Here is a 17,422-nt window from a genome sequence, read left to right as displayed (position 1 = left end):
GGTGTGTAGAGGTCGCAGATTTCGCTGAGGGCGTTGAAGAGTTCTGTGAAGGATCGTGCACCGATGCGTCGGAGGTGGGCTTTCAGTTTTGAGAACGCCATTTCTATTGGGTTCAAGTCCGGGCTGTAGGGCGGCAAGAAGAGGAACCAGCAGCCATGGTCACGGAGGGCTGCCTCGGCCTCCTTGTTTCGATGCGTGGCGAGATTGTCGAGGATCACGGCGGTGCCGGGCTTGATCTCGGGGATCAACACATTGCGGATGTAGGCAATAAAGGCGGGACCGTCCATCGCCCCCTTGATGACCCAAGGCGCGACCAGATCGGATGCCCCCAGCCCTGCGATCAGCGTTTGGGTTCCCCAAGACCCAAACGGCGCGGATGCTGTCAGCCTTGTGCCGCGCAAAGATCTCCCCCGCGTTCGTGTCAGATTGGTTTTGACGGATGTTTCGTCAAGGAACACAACACGTTCAGGCATGGCGCTGATCGCAGGGGCACGATGGGTGAACCAATCGGCCCGGGCCCGTTTTACCCTTGCTCTCTTGCGTTCATCCGCAATGAGGCTCTTTTTTTGTACGTGTAGCCCAACCGCTTGAGCGCCTGGTCAATGCCGGAGACGGACGCGGTGACGTTGTGCGCATCGGCCAACGCACCCTGAAGCTCCCTGAGTGTGATGTCCGGATCTTGGTGGATCAACTCGATCAGGAACTCGTGGTAGGGTGCCAGCCTGCCATGACCGGTGTTGCGCGGGTTCTCGGCCGGCTTCAGGCGCAAACCTTGCCTGAGCTTCTGTGAAAGGCGCGACGCGGACGCCGCTGAAATCATCAGACGACGGCCGATCTCACGACCCGTCAGTCCTTCGGCAAAGAGCGCCTCGAAACGTGTACGAATATCGGCAGAGAGCGGGTTAGGCATGAACTGATCCTCCTGAATAGGATGAATCAGAAAACGCGCCCGCTGTGAATCCCCTACGATTCAACAAAAGCTGGAAACGCTTTAATGATGGCAATGAACCCTTTTTGGGATGCTGTCACTCAGCGATATAGAGAGGGATGGCCCGAACACAACATGGTCGACGTAAATGCTATCCGCAATCCAGCAATCGCCTTAGGCGGGCTCACTGGCTTAGATTGCGCGTTCACCTTTCACTATGACGAAACCAACAACATCCGTCGACTGCATCTGACCCCAAACGGCCTTAACGTCAGGAGGCCACAGTGTTTCGTATTGGGCGGCATCGCGCATGCCGGACTTGCACCAGCGCTTGATTTCGAAGACCTCCGAGCTGCCTTTCATTTGCAGAGATCGTCTGTAGAACTAAAGCTAAAGCAACTCGGCAAAGGCGATTTTCTTGCACTGCTGGATGCTCCCAAGGTCTACACCTTTCTCAATTGGCTGAACGACTCCAACGCCTTCATCCACTTTCAGGTACTCGATCCGATGTACTGGTCACTGGTTGATGTGATCGACTCAATCATAGCCGAGCATGGAAGCAAAGAGTTGATCGGGATCGCTCCGCTGCTCAAGAACGACCTCTACTGGCTTCTCCGCAATGACCCCTCTGAGACCGCAGAGATTCTTGGTCGCTATACTTATCCAGACGTAGGCCGTGATAGACGCGCTGCGTTTATCGCGGAACTGCAAGTTATCCTCGAGGTGCGCAAATATTTGTTTCCCGAATTTAACTTCCAGATGCTGAAAGGCTTACTTAAAATTGCGGCGCGCCTTGAAAGCTTGCCCTATCTGGAAGATGAGCGCCCCAACGTCCTAATCGACGGGTTCGGCAGTTTCTATCTGCACCGGCTAGCCCTGTTCAAACACTCCACCCACATCCTCGACATCGAACCGTCAATTCAAAGCTTTTTGGCTGGCCTTGACTTGAAGGACGGTGACGCTGCGCTTTCGAATTTCAGTTTCGTTGACTCTCGCTCCGCACCTTGGGTCCAGGTATCGGATGTGCTTGCAGGACTGCTCGGCAAACTATTTATCTTCGCGAGGAACAATGATCTCGGCGAGATTTACGTTTCTCTTTCAGGATTAAACAGTCATCAGCGCGCCGCGTTTGATACACTAATTGGCCTAGTAGATCGATCAACCGATGAGTGTCCGGCGTTTGTCCAATATGTTAACTCCTTGGAAGACCAAAGACGGCTCGCAGCAATTTTCAATTTCTAGTCGGGCTTGATGCCGCATTTGGCTCTCGTCGGGCCTACTTCGGATCAGAGAAGACAGCGTCATGGCGTATCGGATAGACGGGCTGTTCATGTGCCCATAACCAAGACATGGCAATCGCGAGGAACCATGGTAGATGCAGTACCTCTCTCTAAGATGGATGACGTGGCCATGACTTGCTTCCGTATCGACGAAAGCGGCTATACAGGATTTGACTTGCTCAACGCCGACCAGCGGTTTCAGGGCGCGAGCGCTATTGCCATCGATAACGACGATGCTGGGCGGTTGATCAAAGAGCATTTTCCACGCCTGCAGGCACCGGAGCTCAAATATAGTGCCCTATCGCGACGCGCTTCCAACCACTCGCGCCTCCTTGGTCTGATGAAAGACCTTCTGAGCGATTTCGATTGTGTAACCTATGTGGCCGACAAGCGATTTATGCTGACGCTCATGTTCGTTGATTATTCGGTCGAGCCCTATTACTACGAGCGCGGCGTTGACCTGTACGAGAACGGCCAGAACTACGCGATGGCCTCCATGCTTCACATGGCTGGGCCGGCCCTACTGGGTGAGATAGAGTTTGCGGCGCTGATGGACGCGTTTCAACGGGCGATGAAAGAGAAGAACTCGCAATCGCTCCAGAAATTGGTTGAAGCTGCCGGGGCCACCAATTGGGGAGAGCTTCCGGAAGTTTTGGGTCCGCTCGCACGATATGCAGATCGAGACTGCCTTTCGGCCATTTCCACACACGGCGTCTCTACCGATATTGCCATTGTGGTCCTGATATCGCTGATCACGCGTATGGAGGTCATGGCCGAGGGAGACTATCGGGTTGAGCATGATCAGTCCAAGAACCTCTCGACCTATCACAACCTCCTGCAGCGGTACATCGAGCACGACGAAGAGGTGGAATTCTGCGCTACTGAAATCACATCGCTGCGGTTTCCGCTCAAACTCAATGAAGTCGTGCAGGTGGACTCGAAATCAAGTCCCGCGGTCCAACTCGCCGATGTCATGATCGGCGCTGCAATCGAAGCTGGCAACAACCTCACGGGCTTGCGGGATGGTGGATTAGATCCAGAGGCTTTAATGCCACTTTATCGCGAGGATCAGTTCATCCATATGTTGCCATCTATAGATTTTGAGGAACAACGGCGTTTTCGCTCAGGGAGCCAAAACAGCCAGGCCATTGATTATCTGGCCTCAAACATCTTCGGAAGGAAGCGCTGAGACATCTGCAAGAATGCAGTAGGGGGAGCTCTTCGTAGTTGAATTCCCGAGACGGGAATTTAGAGGCGCTACCGAAGTTTGCATGCTGGAATTGCAAGGGTACTCTGCATTTAAAAATAACGCGTAAGCAAAAGACAGGTCTATCCTTTGTCCCGACCCCCGGAAGACTGCACTTTTTACCCTCGCAGCGAACGGCGGCTATGCGGGCTGCAACTGCAGAATCTTCAGGACAACTCCGAGGTCTGGAATAGGGCTGCTCTTGGCGCCCGCCGAAGCTAAGCCTGGGCAAATGCTGCGCTGCAACCGATGGCGGCAGTGAGCCCTTTTGACAAATGCTGCGGTGTACATGAATGGCCGTTTCTGCGACTTCGAGTACACCCGTATTCTCATTGCCAAACTCTACATAGTGGTCGACTTGGAGGCAGAAACTCGGACACTAATTATCCCAATAAGCTACCTCGCCGCCGATACGATCAACAAGGTATTCGGTTAAAGCTCGTACTTTTGCCGGGATGTGCCGACGTTCGGGAAACACAGCATAGAGCGCCTGTTCCGGCAATGAATAGTCTGAAAGTAACGTTGTTAAGCGACCAGATTTAATATGCGGACTGGCAACAAACGTGGGTAACCGGCCTACGCCCAGACCATCCACAAGTGCCGTGCAAAGTGCCTGACTGTTGTTGATACCCAGAGAACCCTTGGCCTTCACCTTATTTTCTCCAAGTGGGCCATGAAATACCCATTCCATTGGGTCTCGGGAATAGGTGTAGTGAAGGCAGTTGTGATGAAGAAGGTCTTCGGGCTGTTTGATCGTCTCGTGGGCCTTTAGATAATTTGGTGACGCAACAATTACGCTTCTGACATCAGTCAGGCGACGCGAGATCAGTGACGAAACCTCTAATTTTCCTGCTCTGATAGCCATATCAAAACCTGAATCAACGAGGTCAACGACCCTGTCATCCATAACGAGATCGAGCGTGATTCCAGGGTGGTTTTGCAAGAAGCCAGCCATCAGTGGGGCGATGTGCAAAATGCCGAAGGAGACAGGAGCGCAGACTCTGAGTTGCCCAACGGGCTTTCCTTGCAAGGAAGTGACTGCATCTTCCGCCTCACGTGCCGATCCGAGTGCCTGTACGGCATGAGCGAGGTAAACTTCACCAGCTTCGGTCAGTGAAATACTGCGTGTTGTTCGATGAAACAGCTGCGTTCCCAGATGTGCTTCCAGATTTGATATCCTCTTGCTTACGGCCGAGTTTGTCAGGCCGAGTTGCCTCGCAGCTGCCGCAAAGCCACCAGCTTCAGCCACTTTTACAAACACAGGGATTGCAGCGATTTCATTCATTTGAGGCTCAGCAGTTTGGATGAATTATTTTCACTAATGTAGTTCAACAATTACATATTATCAAGTTTTGGGAATTCTCTTATCTTCGTGGCAACGGATAGGAGGCATCCATGCCCAAAATGCTCATCGACGGTGTTCTCACCGAAAAATCAGTTCAGACCGATGGTCAATTCAAACGCATTCCAAGCAAGTTTCGCAACAGGATCAAGGCTGGCCCGAAGGTTAATTTTCCCGCCGAGCGCGGCCGGTATCATCTGTATCTCTCAAAGGCATGTCCTTGGTGTCATGGCGTTGAATTAGTAATGGCCCTGAAAGGCATAACCGGCGCATTCAGCATCACCTGCATGGACCCCATTGCATCCGAGAATGGCTGGGTCATCGAGCAACGCAGCTTTGATGCGCACGAGAATGTACCCAACGACCGGCATCTCTACGAAGTCTATCAGCGGGCTGATCCAGGCTACACCGGATCAATTACTGTGCCTGTGCTTTTGGATAAGAAGAGTGGAGCGATTGTCAGCAATGAGTCGTCGGACATCATGCGCATGTTCAACACAGCTTTTTCGGATCTTGGAGCGAACGATTGGGATCTCTGCCCTAGTGCTCTTTCTCATGAAATCGACCGAATTGCGGAGCTGATCCAAGCCCCGATACGCAACGGCGTCTATCGCGCAGGGTTTGCCACATCTCAGGGTGCCTATTGTGATGCAGTTTGCAAACTATTTGATGGTCTTAATGCGATTGAACAACTTCTCAGCACTCGTACATGTCTGGTTGGAGATGAGATCACTGAAGTAGATCTGAAGCTCTTTCCGACACTGGTTCGGTTTGATCCGGTCTATGTCACACACTTCAAAACGGATCGGAAGCGGATCTCGGACTACCCCGAATTGTCACGCTACATGGCGTTGATCGCTGAAATTCCCGTTGTTCGTGAGACAATCGATATGTCTCATATCCGTGAACACTATTTTAGAAGCCATCGCCACATCAATCCGACCGGTATCATTTCCATCGGCCCGATTGATCTTCTGACTGATGCGAGACCATTGCAGGAGACCGTATGATGTCGGTCTTTTCAAAACCTCTCCGGCCGACCACTGTGATCATGACCATCGGTGTTCTGGTCGGTATGAGCTTTACTTTGTCCAAACTAGCAGCAAACGCTGGCGCACCACCACTCACGGCACTTTTCTGGCAGTTGCTTGTTGCCTCGCTTGTTTTACTCAGCGCCGGCATCGTTACGGGACGCCGTCTTAATCTAACCCCGCGTCATTTGTTTTACTATATAGGGGCCGGAATTCTGGGCGTTAGCGCACCAGCGCTCATAGGTTTCACTGTGCTTGGCCATATATCGGCCGGTTTCTATTCAGCACTGGTGACGCTTTCCCCGCTGTTCACATTTGCCATCTCCTCAGCCGTAGAACGCAAGATGCTTCCGTTTCATCGACTGACAGGAATATTGATCGGTTTGATTGGCATAAGCCTCGTCACGCTGACCGGTTTTGAACTGTCTGGTATCGATCCATACTGGATCGCGCTTGCCGCAACAGGACCTGTGAGCCTTGCCATTGGGAACGTCTTTCGGAGCAAAGCTTATCCCAAGGACGGCGACCCCATCATGATGGCAACGGGCGCACTGCTCTCACAATTGATCCTCGTCTGGCCCGCCCTGTTCATCTTTGGCGACGGAGCCGGTGTTCAGTCGATCACGTCGGCACCGCAACTCGCAATCATAGGTGTCGGCTTCATCACGGCACTTGCATACATCCTGACCTTTGAGGTGCAACGCCGCACTGATGGCGTGGGGTTTTCTCAAGTTGGCTATTTCGCAACGCTTGCAGGGATTGGCTTTGGCGCTCTCACATTTGGGGAAACCCTTCGGTTTGAGCTGCTGATTTCACTGGCCGTTCTGTTCATTGGCCTGGCGATCTCAAACGGCCAGATCACGCTTGCAACACTTCGTTCCACCTTCAAGTCGCGTACCGCGGGATGAATTCAAAACAATTAGTCACTTAGACCAACATCCAAAGGACAAGCACTATGGAAATCACAGCTCAAAACACAACTCAGCATACTCCACTGATCTCACTGCTCTACTTTGCCGTCGACACAATGGATGCCAAAGGTGTGGCCAGTTTCGTCGCGGAAAATGTCACGTTCAAGCTTGGAAACTCTGACGCCATCAACGGGCGCACGGACGTTGAAATCGCAAATGCGTCATTCTTCGAGACGATTAAAGCTATGCGACACACGATCTCGGGAATCTGGGAAAGCGGATCGACTGCTTTTTGCGACGGTTTGGTTCACTACACTCGAAAAGACCTCAGCGAACATGAAGTTCCTTTCGCTACGAGGCTTGAGGTGCACGATGGAAAGATAACCGACTACAGAATCTACGTCGATATTTCTGGTCTGTAGACACCGTGATCTCGGGGGCTTGTATGCCTGCTCAAGCAACCTCGACCGCCGGATTAGGTAATGGTACAATCAGCGGCCAAATTCTGCTGTGCTGCTGATTGTACTGTCGTGCTAGTCGTGTTCATGCGAAATGAAAGGCCTGAGGAGATCGCCAGTTAAGCCTACTACAAAGAAGCGGTCGCTCGTGGTGCTCCGCCGAATGACTGGATTGTCCGCGTCTGAACGGTTCGTGCGCAGTGTATGAATGGCGGTTTTGTTCGGGTATGGATCAAAGTCTATGACCTCTAGCCGATCAAGTTTCCCGGTCTAATTGATTGATTTTCGATATTCGCCTGGGGTGTCAACGGCGGAGTAAAATTCTGCCACGGGGCGGAGCAAAAGTCGTCCATTGCTTGGGTGGCCGACGCCTTGGCAAACGCGCTCCCAAATAGCTGGCGGTTGCCAAGGCGTCTTGGTCCGTCAGGACCAATCTTTTCCGCGTATTAGGAGTTCTGCCGAGCCCTGCTCTGTGCCAGACGATAGCTTTCTCCGTTCATCTCCAGGATGCTGACATGGTGGGTCGGTATTGCCAAGTTGTTCAGGCTGAGTGATCCAGCTATGTCGCGCTAATGAACATTCCAACGATCATGCCACGCCTGAAGGGTTTTCGCTTTCCTCGCGAGATCATTGCCTACGCGGTTTGGGCTTACCATCGCTTTGCGTTGAGTACAGCTGACGTCGAGGATCTGTTGGCTGCGAGGGGCGTGATCGTGAGCCGGGAAGCCGTTCGGCTTTGGGTCAATCGCTTCGGTCAGCACTTTGCAGATTGCATTCGCCGTGATCGTCCACGGCCAAACGACAAGTGGCACATGGACGAAGTCGTGATCATGATCCGTGGCAGGAAACACTGGCTGTGGCGCGCAATCGCCGCAAATGGCGATGTGCTCGACATTCTCGTGCAAACGCGTCGAAGCGCCAAAGCCGCAAAGCGCTTTTTCAAAGGGTTGGTTGGCAAATTTGGCGAACCCAGGGTCGTTATCACCGACAAATTGCGCAGCTACATCAAGCCGATCAACACGCTGGCACCGGACGCGGATCATCGCGCTCACAAGGGTCTCAACAACGCGATCGAAGTCTCCCATCGACCGACTCGCAAAAGAGAGAAGCTATTCGGTAAGTTCAAGTCTCACCGGCAGGCTCAGAGGTTTCTGTCTGCGCATGACCAGATCAACCTGATCTTCCGTCCCCGCCGATATCAACTCACCGCAAACTCATACCGCCACGCGCGTTCCGACGCATTCTACCTCCGGGACGATTACACTGAAGAAATGACGGCTTGATCCAGCCTCTGCCAATGCGTCACAAGCTCAGGTCAATAACTTGGCAATACCCAGCTGCCTTCTCCTCCTGTGTCATTTGAGTAATTGGACTGGGATGAAGGGGTAGCGGCAACTGCGCTGGATCGGTCCTTTGTTCCGGGATCATACTCGGCCTCCTGTGTTGATTCTTCATCGACAAAGCTTCGCCGGAACCGCAGGGACGCGAAAACACCATGGAGATCATTCAGCGCGGCAATGGAAGCAAGCGGGGCGCCCAAACTCAGGGTCGAACACACCACCGCATCAAGCACCCATGCCGGCGCCATGATCACGACACCGGGATCGCGCTCCAAAGCTACGTATTGGCCATCACCGCGTTTGTGGGCTTGAAACACCCGGACATCTGATCCGAAATAGGCATGCCATCTGTAACGCACGCGGTAAATCTGCCCGACATGGGCAGAATGAACGGGAACTGGCCATCGGACGCAAGAATTACCTGTTCATGGGCTCCGTTGGGGGCGGCAAGGCCGCCGCCATCGACTATACTCTGATCGAAACGGCCAAAATGAACAGTGTTGATCCCGAGGCATGGCTTGCATGGGTTCTCGACCGCCTCCCGGATCACAAGATCAATCGCCTTGATGAACTCATGCCGTGGTGCTTCGATGGGCGTTAAGGACGACATAGAACTGATGTCGCTATGCGACTGCGTAGAAGACGAAGCCACCTTTATCCGTTTTGTAAAAGCACTGGCTGCTGACTTCGAAGACAGCCGAGTCAAAGAGAACGCCAATCCCTCCAGCCCATACTCCCCCGCTGCAAACGGATGGGAGAACACGACGATCAACGCATTCTTGGATGCAGCAACAGCGTGGGCACACGACAGTCAGACAGAAACATCAAATCCTTGGAAACGGGCAGCGCAAATGCTCATGGCTGGGAAAATCTACGAATGAGGCGTCCTCATCGGACGGATACTCTGGTACGGTCAGGTTTGCCACTTTCGCAGACCCCATTCGAGCCAAGTTGGATAAGTGTAGCGGACCTTGGCGCAATCCAAGTCTGTCACAGCAGTCTTTGAAGCAAGCCTGAGAGATTTGGCGCACCACGGCAGCGCTCCCGTCGCCAATCTCAGCCGCATCGGGTGCCCCCGATCCCGACGGAATTGAGGACGATCAGGAAGGTTCACTGCGTGGTTCAATCTGCTCCGGCTGGCTGATAGGTCCGGAAGTACTCGGTCAGGATCGCACTGAGTTTGACCGCGCCGATCGGGGCCATGTTCTTGGTGTACTCGTGGCTCAGGCTTTCGTTGCTCATCCCCGCCCCCATGTTGGTTATGGCGGAGATCGCACCGACCCTTAGTCCCAGGAATCGCGCCAGAATAACCTCCGGCACCGTGGACATGCCAACCGCATCGCCGCCCAGAACCTGTGTGGCCCGGATTTCGGCTGGCGTTTCAAACGAGGGACCAGAAAACCATGTATAAACGCCCTGGTGCATAGGCTCGCCCACTGTTTCTGCAGCGACTTGCAGAGCGTTGGCGATGCCCGGATCGTAGGCCTCGGAGAGGCCCACGAACCGCTTGTCTGTGCCTTCGCCGATCAGCGGGTTGAGACCCGAGAAGTTCAGGTGATCAACGATTTGCATCAACTCTCCGGGCTGGATGTTTTCGCGTACCGATCCGGCGGAGTTCGTCAGGATCACTTCTGAAGCGCCAAGTTCCGCGACGACTTCTAGGGGGAAGCGCATGACATCGGCCTGGCCTTTTTCGTAATAGTGCATCCGTCCACCAAAGATAGCGACATCGGCGTTGCCGAGCTTTCCGATCACCAGCTTCGGCGAGTGGCCGGACACACCGGCATGGGGGAAGCCTGGGATATCCGCGTAATCGATGCACGCACCGTCGACCTGGTCAGCAAAGGCGCCAAGACCCGAGCCAAGAATCAAGGCGACGTCGATGGTGTCGATCTGGATTTTGCTGCGGATCAGCCCAACGGCATTTGACAAGCTCATGGTAAGGTTCCTTTTGAGTTGAAATTGAAGCACAGGACGCCAGAAGGTGGTTCGAGCCGATAAAGAATGCCCTGCTTCCTGCCGACCAATGACCACCGCAACACCCGAGGGCAGCCGCCAACCTGACGCGCTACTTGTTGTCTAGCAAGCATCGACACACGAAAGGAAGTAGATAGGAGACAGGTCATGCTCAGCATTGCATCGTCCATGGCGATAATTGTGTGAACATTTATCCGATCGAAAGTTTCTGTCGGTAGTCATCTACTTCATTCAATAGCGGCATCCTTTCGTCGTTGCTCAGCATTCCGGCAAGTATGGCGTTGTGCGTCAAATCGAGCAGTTCCGCATCCGAGAACCCAAACGTCTCGCGGGCGATGTCATATTCCTCATCAATGGTAGAAAAGAAGTAAGGGGGGTCGTCCGAATTCAAGGTCACCTTGACACCGGCATCAAACAACTGACGCAACGTATGATTTTTGAGGTCATCAAATACACCAGTCCAGATATTTGAACTTGGACACACTTCCAGCGTCACGCCTCTTTCAACCAACTCTTCGACCAACGCCGGGTCTTCGACCGCCCGGACACCGTGGCCAATGCGAGAAACGCCGGTAACATTCAAGGCCGCACGAATGCTTTCCGGGCCCACGGCTTCCCCCGCATGAATGATACATTCCAGACCGGCCTGCCGGGCGATCGCGAAGGCACGAGTAAAGAGTTCTGGGCCGTGCGTGACCTCATTGCCGGCAAGGTTTACACCACGCAGCAATGGCTCATCTAAATTTGCGGCCCACGTAGCTACAGATTCCGCTGCCTCAGGGCCATCATGCCTAACCATGACAGCCTGCAGGAGCGTGGTCAGACCTGATTTTTCTTCGACATCGCGGACGGCCTGCTTAATACCCGCCAACGCCGCCTCAGACGTCAATCCGTTGCGAGCGGCCAATTCCGGCCAATAGATCAACTCCTGATAAATCACACCACAATCTGCCGCGCTTGTCAGGTAATCCGCAGTAATGTCGTAGTAATCCTGCTCGGTGCGAATGCATTCACTGACAATTTCTGTCAGCCGAAGGAAATCTGCGAAGTCTACGTAGTGAAAATCGCCAGATGGCCCGAACGCTGAATCGGGCAAAGTGATCCCATTCTTTTTCGCCAGCAAACCCGCGCGTTCCGGCGTTACTGTGCACTCAAGATGCACATGAATTTCTGCCATGGGAATTCGTTCTGTCATTCTGTGGCTAAGCTCGTGTTCAAATGAAAAATCGCCAACCTTTGACGACATGGATGAGCGGCAGACAAGTGCCGCCCATCAGATTTCCAGTGAGATAGTTACTCGCCCGAGATGATGTCCTTCATCAACGCCCCAACTTCGACGTGATGCAGGGCGCCACTAAACGGATCAATGGTTTCCTCAGGCCCCCACGCAATGACATTGACCGGCGTATGGGTGTGCCCCCCGGTTGCCCAGGTGATATTTGTCTGATCCGCCATTTGCCGGCTGATCAAGGCAGCGTGGGTTCCAAGTGTCACCATATAGAACGCCTGATAGTCGGCGATTTTTGGAAGCGTTTCCTGACCCGCGAAGACGTGCCCCTCCGAGAAGTATGGATTGGGCTGCTTTGCCATTATCGCCTTCGCGTCTTCCAGATCGATCTTGAATTCGCTGTGAGAATTCACCAGCTCCATCAGGTTCTCAGGGGTCTGATCGGCTTTATCCTTGCGGAGGAAGCCAAGCCACAGGCCAAACCAATCGTCCGATTGCTTGTAAAGCTTGCTGAGAATTTCCTTGCGCGCATAGTCGAAGTTGCGATCAAATGAGCGCCCGGCATACACCGACCCTGGAAGTTCAGTCGGTTCGTGCAAGTCTGCGATCGAATAGCTGAACCCAAATCCACCGGTTTCATGGTCAGCGGTCACAACTACAACTGTGTCGTCACGCCCCTGCACCCATTCATAGACGTACTCGATAGCCTCGTCGAATCTCAAAAGCTCATGAAGCAATGTGCCTGGATCATTGTTGTGCGATGCCCAATCGATCTGGCCGGCTTCAACCATAAGGAAGAAACCGTCTTCGTCCTGGCTAAGGATATCCAGCGCTTTCATGGTCATTTCGCGAAGCGACGGCTGCTCGCGTCCCGGTTCATTGGCGGACCGGGAATATGCAATTCCGTCCATCATTGCCGAATTTGCAAACAATCCGAGCAGCTTACCATCGTCTTGCGCATCGTTCATCTGATTAAGAGTGTGGACAACAGTGTAATCCAGATTTTCGGCTTCTTCCAAAAGGTTACGTTCATCTTTGCGTTTTGAACTTAACCTGAAGCCTCCGCCGGTACGCTCCTTCAATGCCTCATAGGCATCGCCTTTGTCGTTCACGGAAGCTGGAACGAAGTACCGCAAGCCGCCGGACAACATCACGTCGGGGCCAACCCCCAGCATATCCACAGCAATTTCGTTTTCCAGACTTCTGTGCGGTTGATGCGCGGCAAAGGCTGCCGGCGTCGCATGTGTAATTCGCGTGTCTGACACAAGTCCGGTTGACTTACCCAACCGCTGTGCCATTTCGAGAATGGTTTCATATGGATCGCCATTGGCATCTATGCCAACCGCCTCCAGCGGAGCGTCAATGCCCAGGGCAAGGTGCGAGGCCGAACATGCGGAATCCACGACCAACGCATCGTGCGGATTGGTCAGCGAAAATCCAAGAATTCCTTCGTCGGAAAATTTCGTGATCGCGGTCGGATTTCCATTGTACTTGGAATCCGGCGCTTCCCGGGCGTACAGTTCAAGCAATCCGATCTGTTGCGGCCCCATTCCGTCGCCGATCATCAGAATAAGATTCTTGGTCCTTTCAGCTATGGCCGCCTGAGGAGCAACCGCACCGATCATCGCGGCGGCAGTCATTCCTAAGATGGCATTTCCTGACAGTAGTTTGTGTTTCATCGCTCAGCTTTCTCCCTGATCTTTTTAAGTTCCTGCGGTTCATTCGCTAAACCTGACCTCAGATCGCCAAACATCTCTCAGACCCTGATAGTTCAGGAATATCCAATATATGCAGAGGCTTGGCGGGTTCCCCCTAGCCCCAGCGTCACCGCTACCAAAGGAACGAATTTGACGTTAGCGAGAATGATTTTGTGGCAGTTTAGTTTCCTGTGGAAATATCAATAGGCTATCACCAATAGGGGTTGATTATTGCGGGAGACGGGCCCGCATTCTCATGGAGCCTTTTGCATTCAACTTGTGGGGTTCTGACAAAAAAACGGTCCAAGCAATGCTTGGACCGAAGTTGGGAGGAGGTCGGCTACCTTTCTTTTATGTAGGGAACACCGCCAGATTTCGGAGGGACGGCTTTGCCGACAAATCCGGCCAGAATGACCACAGTCAGGATGTATGGCAGGGCTTGCATAAACTGAACCGGCACCACGAACAGATCAAAGATCGTGATGCTCTGATACTTGTTTCCGATGGCTTCCAGAAACCCAAACAACATACACGCAAGAAGCGCACCCTTTGGCGTCCATTTTGCAAATATTAATGCTGCCAGAGCAATATAGCCCTTTCCTGCAGTCATATCCCGCACAAAACCAGCTGCCGAGGTGCCCAGTGACAGATACGCACCTGCCATCCCGCAAAGAACACCGCATATCAGCACGGCCGAGAAACGCTGGCGTTCGACCGAAATACCCGCCGTGTCAACAGCACCAGGATTTTCGCCAACGGCGCGCAGTCGCAATCCGTAACGTGTCTTGAACAAGACCCAGGCGGACAACGGCACAGCAACAAACGCGGCATAGGTCAGTATGTTGTGGCCTGAAATCAGGTCGGAATAGATCGCCCCCAGCACCGGGACACCGGACAGTGTTTCCGCAAGCGGAAGCGAGATCTCGTTGAATCGCCCAGAGCCCGACAATTGTGGGGTCTGGCCTCCCATCTTAAACCAGTTCTGGCCAATGAAGGCCGACATTCCTGCCGCAAGAACGTTGACAGCGACGCCCGAGATGATCTGGTTGGCTCTCAACGTGATCGCTGCAAAGCCGTGAATGATTGCAAAAAACACGCTGACACCCATTCCGGCCATAAGCCCTATCCAGGCCGATCCCGTCACCGCAGCAACGGCGGCGGCACCAAAAGCGCCGGCCAGCATTTTACCTTCCAGACCAATGTCAAAGACACCCGACCGCTCGGAATACATCCCAGCGAGGCATGCCAAGAGAAGAGGAGTAGTGAGTCGGATTGTCGAATCCGTCAATTGAATGATCAGTTCAAAACTCATTGGGCGGCTTCCTTCGCGGTTGCTCGAAAATCGAAGAACGACGAAATCGGCCATCTGATCATGTTTTCAAGCGCACCCGTGAAGAGGATCACGAGGCCCTGGATCATCACGATCAGATCCCGGTTGATTGCAGGCATCTCAAAAGCAAGCTCGGCCCCACCTTGGAAAAGAATGCCGAACAGAACCGCCGCCAGAAAAATCCCAACCGGATGAGATCGCCCCATAAGTGCCACGGCAATTCCGACGAATCCTGCACCCTGCACAGCGTCAAGAATCAGACGCTGGCTTTCGCCCATGACAGTATTCAACGCCATCATGCCTGCCATCGCGCCCGAGATTGTCATCGCAACCATGGTAATCTTGAAGGGGCTGATACCGGCATAAACGGCGGCTTCTGCCGAGGCGCCGAATGCGCGCATTTCGTAACCGAGCTTGGATTTCCAGATGAGCAGCCATGTGAAGACGCAAGCCGCCACTGCCACGAAGAACGAAATGTTCCATGGCGTACTGGCAAGTTGCAGGCCGAACCACGAGCCGACTTCATTCATTTGCGGAATGCGGGCGCCTTCTCCAAAGCGTCGGCTTTCCGGGGCCAGCGTTCCTTCAACTTTCAGAACGTTGACGAGAAGGTAGACCAACAATGCCGCCGCGATGAAATTGAACATGATTGTCGTGATCACGATGTGGCTGCCACGCCTAGCTTGCAGATATGCAGGCACAAAAGCCCAGGCAACACCGAACGCCACTGCTGCAAGCACCGCAATCGGAAACACCAAAAGCCAATGGCTATCGCCTAGGAAACTCAGACAGATCAGGGCCACACCGATACCGCCAACGCCCGCCTGACCTTCCCCACCGATATTGAAATGGCCGGCGTGCGCCGCAACTGCAACTGCAAGCCCCGTGAACACGAAGCTGGTGGCGTAAAACAGGGTATACCCAATCCCATAGCTTGATCCCAATGCACCCTGCAGCAGGATGGTCAGTGCCCGATAAGGACTTTCACCAACAACCAGTACGCCAATTCCCGCCAGAGCGAAGGCGATCAGCAAGTTGAGGCCAGGAATCAGGCCAATATCTACCCACTTGGGTATATTTGAGTTCATGTCGTCGCCTCGCCCATTCCGGCCATCAAGAGGCCAAGGTCATTTACATCCGTTTCGCTTGTTACCCGTTCGCCCGAGATCGTGCCTTCGAACATGACGGCCACGCGATCGGACAGAGACAAGATTTCTTCAAGTTCAACAGAAACCAGCAGAATAGCCTTTCCCTGATCCCGGAGCTTCACAATCTGCTTGTGGATGAATTCAATCGCGCCGATATCAACGCCACGGGTTGGCTGACCGATCAGAAGAAGATCCGGGTTTCTTTCAACCTCTCGGGCGATGACGACTTTCTGCTGATTGCCGCCAGAGAAGAATGTCGCGGTTAGGTCTATGTTGCGCGGGCGGATGTCGTATCTTTCAAACTCGTTCCGCGATGTGTTCTGTATTGCTATTTGATTGGCGAGGCCTAACGGTCGTGAGTATTCTGGTTCGTTATGATAGCCGAACACCGAGTTTTCCCAGGCGCTGAAGCTCATAATCATGCCCATTCGGTGCCGGTCTTCGGGAACATGCGATATCCCGATCTGCCGACGAGAACGACCCTGATCGCCGAGAGAGAGATCGATTTCCTTGCCGTTAAGCGCGATCGTCCCCTCGGCCGTCCGCATGCCTCCAAGCACTTGCAATAGTTCGGATTGCCCATTGTCGGCAACGCCGGCAATTCCCAGAATCTCGCCCGCGCGAATATCGAGGTCAATGCCTTTGAGCCGGGCAACGCCCTGACCGTCCGTCACATTCAGATTTCGCACGCTCAGAATATTCTTGCCGGGGTTGGCGGGGGCCTTGTCCACCTTTAACAAGACCTTTCGGCCAACCATCAACTCCGCCAGACCCTCGGGCGACGTATCTTTGGTAGCGACCGTGTCAGTCATTTCGCCACGACGCATCACCGACACGGTGTCGGTCGCGTCCATGATTTCTCGCAGCTTGTGCGTGATCAGAATTATGCTCTTTCCCTGTTCCTTCAGGTTTCGTAAGATCCGGAACAGATGATCAGCTTCTGTTGGTGTTAAAACACCAGTTGGTTCGTCAAGGATCAGAATATTTGCTTTACGATAGAGCGCTTTGAGAATCTCTAAACGCTGCTGCGCACCAACCGACAGGTCTTCTATTTTCGCCTCAGGATCAACCTGAAGTTCGTATTCGTCTGCCAGCTCTGCCAGCGTCTTTCTGGCTTGATCAAGCGAAGGCGCCAGCAATCCACCGGACTCGACACCAAGGATGATGTTTTCCAGTACAGTGAAATTTTCGACTAGTTTAAAGTGCTGGAACACCATTCCGATGCCCGCAGCGATTGCCGTATTACTGTCGGGGATTTCAATCTGTTTTCCGTCAATGAATATTTCGCCCTTGTCGGCTTTGTAAAAGCCATAAAGGATCGACATGAGTGTGGATTTGCCCGCACCGTTTTCGCCAACGATCCCGTGGATGGCGCCTTTGGCAACGCTCAAGTCGATATCGACATTGGCCTTTACCGGGCCAAAGCTCTTCGAAATCCCTTTGAGCTTCAGTGCGGGCTCGGCATCGTGATGCCAGGCCTTTTCGCTTTCGGCTTCCATAGTCGGT

General features: G+C 53.4%; 16 protein-coding genes and 1 pseudogene. 8 read left to right on the top strand and 9 right to left on the bottom strand.

Annotated elements, in window-relative coordinates; all coding sequences use genetic code 11:
- Positions 1 to 910 (bottom strand): IS630 family transposase gene (locus D9K61_RS10325; RefSeq protein ID WP_120633170.1). Its coding sequence is split into 2 segments (ribosomal slippage), with 908 coding nucleotides annotated over them: positions 1 to 566 and positions 569 to 910; the frame shifts between segments, so codons are not numbered across the junction. This gene is flagged as partial in the annotation.
- A 153-nt stretch (positions 911 to 1,063) separates the two neighbouring features.
- Here D9K61_RS10325 and D9K61_RS10320 point away from each other — a divergent pair.
- The gene (locus tag D9K61_RS10320; protein ID WP_120633176.1) at positions 1,064 to 2,170 is read left to right on the top strand and encodes a DUF3800 domain-containing protein; all 1,107 of its coding nucleotides are present in this window, start codon (positions 1,064 to 1,066) and stop codon (positions 2,168 to 2,170) included.
- A gap of 153 nt (positions 2,171 to 2,323) precedes the next feature.
- Positions 2,324 to 3,397: a DUF3800 domain-containing protein gene (locus D9K61_RS10315; RefSeq protein ID WP_254055739.1), complete on the top strand. Its 1,074-nt coding sequence runs from the start codon at positions 2,324 to 2,326 to the stop codon at positions 3,395 to 3,397.
- A gap of 436 nt (positions 3,398 to 3,833) precedes the next feature.
- Here D9K61_RS10315 and D9K61_RS10310 read toward each other — a convergent pair whose 3' ends face one another.
- Complete coding sequence (locus tag D9K61_RS10310; protein ID WP_120633169.1) at positions 3,834 to 4,739, bottom strand: LysR family transcriptional regulator; 906 nt, start codon at positions 4,737 to 4,739, stop codon at positions 3,834 to 3,836.
- Between the two features lie 110 nt (positions 4,740 to 4,849).
- Here D9K61_RS10310 and D9K61_RS10305 point away from each other — a divergent pair, with 110 nt between their 5' ends.
- From D9K61_RS10305 to D9K61_RS10285, 4 genes are all read left to right on the top strand, one after another.
- Positions 4,850 to 5,806: a glutathione S-transferase family protein gene (locus D9K61_RS10305; RefSeq protein WP_120633168.1), complete on the top strand. Its 957-nt coding sequence runs from the start codon at positions 4,850 to 4,852 to the stop codon at positions 5,804 to 5,806.
- The gene (locus tag D9K61_RS10300; protein ID WP_162946835.1) at positions 5,806 to 6,735 is read left to right on the top strand and encodes a DMT family transporter; all 930 of its coding nucleotides are present in this window, start codon (positions 5,806 to 5,808) and stop codon (positions 6,733 to 6,735) included. The genes D9K61_RS10305 and D9K61_RS10300 overlap by 1 nt, the downstream gene beginning before the upstream one ends.
- 47 nt (positions 6,736 to 6,782) lie before the next feature.
- On the top strand, positions 6,783 to 7,160 hold the full coding sequence (locus D9K61_RS10295; RefSeq protein WP_120633166.1) for a nuclear transport factor 2 family protein: 378 nt from the start codon (positions 6,783 to 6,785) through the stop codon (positions 7,158 to 7,160).
- Between the two features lie 608 nt (positions 7,161 to 7,768).
- Positions 7,769 to 8,479: an IS6 family transposase gene (locus D9K61_RS10285; RefSeq protein WP_120633165.1), complete on the top strand. Its 711-nt coding sequence runs from the start codon at positions 7,769 to 7,771 to the stop codon at positions 8,477 to 8,479.
- A gap of 32 nt (positions 8,480 to 8,511) precedes the next feature.
- Here D9K61_RS10285 and D9K61_RS10280 read toward each other — a convergent pair whose 3' ends face one another.
- Positions 8,512 to 8,895 (bottom strand): hypothetical protein, encoded by a 384-nt coding sequence (locus tag D9K61_RS10280; RefSeq protein WP_120633164.1) that lies wholly within the window; start codon positions 8,893 to 8,895, stop codon positions 8,512 to 8,514.
- 32 nt (positions 8,896 to 8,927) lie between these two features.
- Here D9K61_RS10280 and D9K61_RS10275 point away from each other — a divergent pair.
- Positions 8,928 to 9,137, top strand: a pseudogene (locus D9K61_RS10275) (transposase domain-containing protein); the annotation flags it as partial.
- Positions 9,127 to 9,417 carry a hypothetical protein gene (locus D9K61_RS10270; protein WP_120633163.1) on the top strand — a complete coding sequence of 97 codons (291 nt, stop codon included), beginning with the start codon at positions 9,127 to 9,129 and terminating at the stop codon, positions 9,415 to 9,417. The pseudogene D9K61_RS10275 and the gene D9K61_RS10270, both read left to right, overlap by 11 nt.
- A gap of 241 nt (positions 9,418 to 9,658) precedes the next feature.
- Here D9K61_RS10270 and D9K61_RS10265 read toward each other — a convergent pair whose 3' ends face one another.
- From D9K61_RS10265 to D9K61_RS10240, 6 genes are all read right to left on the bottom strand, one after another.
- Positions 9,659 to 10,474, bottom strand: coding sequence for a purine-nucleoside phosphorylase (locus D9K61_RS10265; RefSeq protein WP_120633162.1), 816 nt, complete (start codon positions 10,472 to 10,474; stop codon positions 9,659 to 9,661).
- Between the two features lie 229 nt (positions 10,475 to 10,703).
- On the bottom strand, positions 10,704 to 11,708 hold the full coding sequence (gene add, locus D9K61_RS10260; protein ID WP_162946834.1) for an adenosine deaminase: 1,005 nt from the start codon (positions 11,706 to 11,708) through the stop codon (positions 10,704 to 10,706).
- 98 nt (positions 11,709 to 11,806) lie between these two features.
- On the bottom strand, positions 11,807 to 13,420 hold the full coding sequence (locus D9K61_RS10255) for an alkaline phosphatase (protein ID WP_216825779.1): 1,614 nt from the start codon (positions 13,418 to 13,420) through the stop codon (positions 11,807 to 11,809).
- Between the two features lie 358 nt (positions 13,421 to 13,778).
- The gene (locus D9K61_RS10250; RefSeq protein WP_120633159.1) at positions 13,779 to 14,750 is read right to left on the bottom strand and encodes an ABC transporter permease; all 972 of its coding nucleotides are present in this window, start codon (positions 14,748 to 14,750) and stop codon (positions 13,779 to 13,781) included.
- Positions 14,747 to 15,856, bottom strand: coding sequence for an ABC transporter permease (locus tag D9K61_RS10245; protein WP_120633158.1), 1,110 nt, complete (start codon positions 15,854 to 15,856; stop codon positions 14,747 to 14,749). The genes D9K61_RS10250 and D9K61_RS10245 overlap by 4 nt, the downstream gene beginning before the upstream one ends.
- Positions 15,853 to 17,415, bottom strand: a complete 1,563-nt coding sequence (locus tag D9K61_RS10240; protein ID WP_120633157.1) for an ABC transporter ATP-binding protein — start codon at positions 17,413 to 17,415, stop codon at positions 15,853 to 15,855. The genes D9K61_RS10245 and D9K61_RS10240 overlap by 4 nt, the downstream gene beginning before the upstream one ends.
- Positions 17,416 to 17,422 lie beyond the last annotated feature (7 nt).

Source organism: Ruegeria sp. EL01, assembly GCF_900313035.1.
Lineage (GTDB): Bacteria > Pseudomonadota > Alphaproteobacteria > Rhodobacterales > Rhodobacteraceae > Ruegeria.
Note: the sequence above shows the minus strand (reverse complement) of the source record. Positions and strands in the feature narration are given on the sequence as shown.